This window comes from Rhodococcus sp. T7, assembly GCF_009872365.1.
In the GTDB taxonomy this organism is placed as follows: Bacteria; Actinomycetota; Actinomycetes; order Mycobacteriales; family Mycobacteriaceae; genus Rhodococcus_F.
In genome coordinates this window covers 1-3,004 of sequence record NZ_WXYH01000167.1, presented here as the reverse complement: position 1 = coordinate 3,004, position 3,004 = coordinate 1, and the positions used below count along the sequence as shown (strand labels likewise).

The window sequence follows — 3,004 nt, the reverse complement described above, 5'->3', positions numbered from 1 at the left end:
AGTAGGTCGAAGTTGGCTCGCCCGCACATCTGTCGTGTGAGCATCTTGATCCTGTTCACGTGCCCCCGGGCGGTGCCGGACCTGCCACTCGACCACAGCCCCGCCGCGGGCCGCGACCTCCCCGCATCATCGCCGACCCAGCGCCGTTCTTTCCCCCACCTGAACCGCACCAGCGCCAACGCCCTCCACCCAATGCGTACCGTCTGTGACGACCATCCGGCCTTGAACAGTCCCCGCGACGTCGGGTGTTGTCCGCGACGATTGCACCGGTCCCGCGGCAACCGAGAAGTGGCAGTTCCCCGCACCCACGGACTGCTCGAGAGTCCGCACGACAGCAGTCGGATCGTCGTAGGCCCGCTGAGGTAGAACGGCTGACCGTCCCGACCGAATCCGATCTGCCCCGGCCCGTCCCACTCACCCAAAAACGTGTCGGCATCGCCATCGAACGCGTCCGCGGGCTCGGAACCGAGCCCGCGCGCATACTGCACCGCCCCCAGGATCAGTTCGCGGCCGAGTTCGATCGGAATCTCCACCGCCGGACGGTCGAACGCCGCGTAGTACGTGCGGATGGTGCTCATGGGTGTTCTTCGCCCCCAGGCAGTGCACGTCGGCCAAGTAACCTCGTAGTGTCGGCCGGCCCATACCGCGGTCCCTCTCGCCTCGCGCTTTCACGGTAATCCCGGTCCGGTCCCGCGTCGGTCATAGAAGGGTGTTCCGATGCAAGAACAGGGCTTGCTGAGCGCCGATATTCACCGCATTCGAGGAGCACCTAACGAGTCGTGGGAGCCCCTGATACAGGGATTCTTGCGGGGCAGCAGTTAGCGGGTGGGCACACGGAGCACCTGGACCCTCGGTGTCGGGGAGTCCTACAGAATGACGGTGCCCTCGTCGACTGCCGTCGCCTGATCGCTGATGGGATGCCGTGCCGACCGGTTGCCTAGCTCGAATACCGACTGAGCACTCATCAATTGGTCGCGACTGACCACTCCGTCGCGGGCCGCCGAATTGACCCTCACCCAGATCAAAGCCGCACTCAAACGAGCCCGTCGGCGGACGATCGACGAACGTGCAACGAAGATCCGCACCGCACTCCGCGCCCCGGGGGCGACTGACCCAGCCCGGCGCACTCCAAGCCGCCCACGCCGCCGCCACGGCCGCGACGTCGGCCGTGATCGCCATCGATACCCGCATCGAGATCCTCAACGAGCAGGTCACCACGGCCTTCGAAGGCCACCCCCAGACTGCGACCATCACGTCCCTGCCCGGTACGGGATCTCTAGTCGGGGCACGCGCGTGCTCACCGAGTTCGGTGACGCACCCGGCCGCGACCGCACAGGCAAGGCCCGCAGGAATTTTGCCGGGACCAGCCCTGTGGATGTGAGCTCTCAGGCAAATCGGAGGACGAACCGTCCGCGCGCGCCACCGTCCTCCAGTCGCTTGTGCGCCTCGGCTGCCTCAACGACAGGAAACTCCCCGGCGACCCGCACGGTGAGCCGGCCGTCCTCGGCCAGCTCTGCCAACCGAGCGAGCTTCTCCGGCACCTCGATGTAGTCACTCACCTTGATCGGCACGACGAGAACGCGGTCGGTCCCATCACCCTCGTACCCACGCACGGTGACGACCGTGCCGCCGTCCTTCACCGCGCCGAGCACGGCAGCGTCGAGTACCGCGGCATCGATCAGGCCGTCGACACCGTCCGGGAAGCGGCGACGGACCTCGTCAGCGAAGCCGTCACCCCGCCGTACGAGCTCGTCGGCGCCGCAGGCACGCAGGAACTGCTCGTCCTTCTCGGAGTAGTCGGCAACGACGGTCAGACCCGCCTCCTTCGCGAGTTCGACCGAGTATCCACCGAGTGTGCCGGCCGCACCGGTCACAGCAACGGTCGCTCCGGCCGACAACGCGAGTGTGTCCAGCGCCAACTGCGCGGTCAGGCCATTCATCGGGATCGTGGCCGCCTGCACCTCGCTCAGGTTGGCAGGGACCGGAGCGATCGAACCGGCCGGCACGACCAGATCCGCACGGTAGCCGCCGTGCTCACCCGAGTGCTGCACGATCGCCATGACCGCATCACCGACCGAGAACGACCCGGCCACCCCCTCGCCGATCTCGGTAAGGACACCGGCCACATCCATCCCCGGGACCCGCACCACAGGCTCCCTGTCCGTCGCAGGCCGAGCCCGGACGAGGGTGTCGACCGGGTTCACCGCGGCGGCCCGGACCGCGATCCGGACCTGACCGGACCCGAGCGGCTCGGCTGCCACGTCGAGCACCCGCAGCGCGTCCGGACCACCCGGCTCCGTCACACCTATCGCCTGCACCATCGCCAGCCTCCTCCTCCTACTGCTACTTGGCCCGCATCACGGTTCTACCAGCATAATAAATCGACTACAGAATCAATGCGGTGGTCCATCGCGACATGAGGCGACCGTGGCCTGGACTCTGAGGCCCCCCGGTGTCGACGCTGTACACCACAGAACAGGTGGAGACGTTGCTGTGGTGGGCGCCGCGGCAGGCAAGTGTGGTCCGCTCGCAGGCTCTGGCCGCCGTGGTGGCGCTCGGTGTCGGCCTCGGCCTGGCCGGGGCCGAGATGGTCAATGTCGGGGCCTCGGATGTGTGGCTCCGCGGCGAACATATGATTGTCACCGTGCGCGGGCGTCGGGCTGTCGGCGGACATGAAAAGCTGCCCATGGGCGGTCACGAAAGCGCCCGGTAGTGGCCACGAAACTGCCCACTGACGGACATCGGTTCCTGCCCGCTGGCGGACACGAAACTGCCCACTCGGATCTGTCCGCCTGATACGACACGTTCGATTTTCTTCCCGATCGCCTCCCCGGATCGGGGCCTCTCCTCGGGTTCGCTCGACGGTGCTACCACGCCGAAACGCGAGTCCTCGAGGAGAGGCCACTGTGAAGTCTGCCAAGGAAGCCATGGTTATGCGGGTGATCGTCAAGAGGCCGCGTCCCCGTCGAGGCGGTCGAGTAGGCCGTCGAAGATCTTCTGTCGA

General features: G+C 66.9%; 3 protein-coding genes and 1 pseudogene. 2 read left to right on the top strand and 2 right to left on the bottom strand.

Features of this window, described 5'->3' with window-relative positions:
• A pseudogene (locus tag MLGJGCBP_RS51840) lies at window positions 1-578 on the bottom strand (hypothetical protein); the annotation flags it as partial.
• Window positions 579-1,066: 488 nt separating this feature from the next.
• On the opposite strand from MLGJGCBP_RS51840, the gene MLGJGCBP_RS17790 reads away from it, so the two are divergent.
• A complete protein-coding gene (locus MLGJGCBP_RS17790; protein WP_160097322.1) occupies window positions 1,067-1,381 on the top strand; it encodes a hypothetical protein in 315 nt (104 codons plus the stop codon).
• A 4-nt stretch (window positions 1,382-1,385) separates the two neighbouring features.
• Here MLGJGCBP_RS17790 and MLGJGCBP_RS17785 read toward each other — a convergent pair whose 3' ends face one another.
• Window positions 1,386-2,321 (bottom strand): NADP-dependent oxidoreductase, encoded by a 936-nt coding sequence (locus MLGJGCBP_RS17785; protein ID WP_328799549.1) that lies wholly within the window; start codon window positions 2,319-2,321, stop codon window positions 1,386-1,388.
• A gap of 131 nt (window positions 2,322-2,452) precedes the next feature.
• Between MLGJGCBP_RS17785 and MLGJGCBP_RS17780 the strand changes: the two genes are divergently transcribed.
• Window positions 2,453-2,713, top strand: a complete 261-nt coding sequence (locus MLGJGCBP_RS17780) for a hypothetical protein (RefSeq protein ID WP_201453103.1) — start codon at window positions 2,453-2,455, stop codon at window positions 2,711-2,713.
• The last annotated feature ends 291 nt before the right edge of the window (window positions 2,714-3,004 follow it).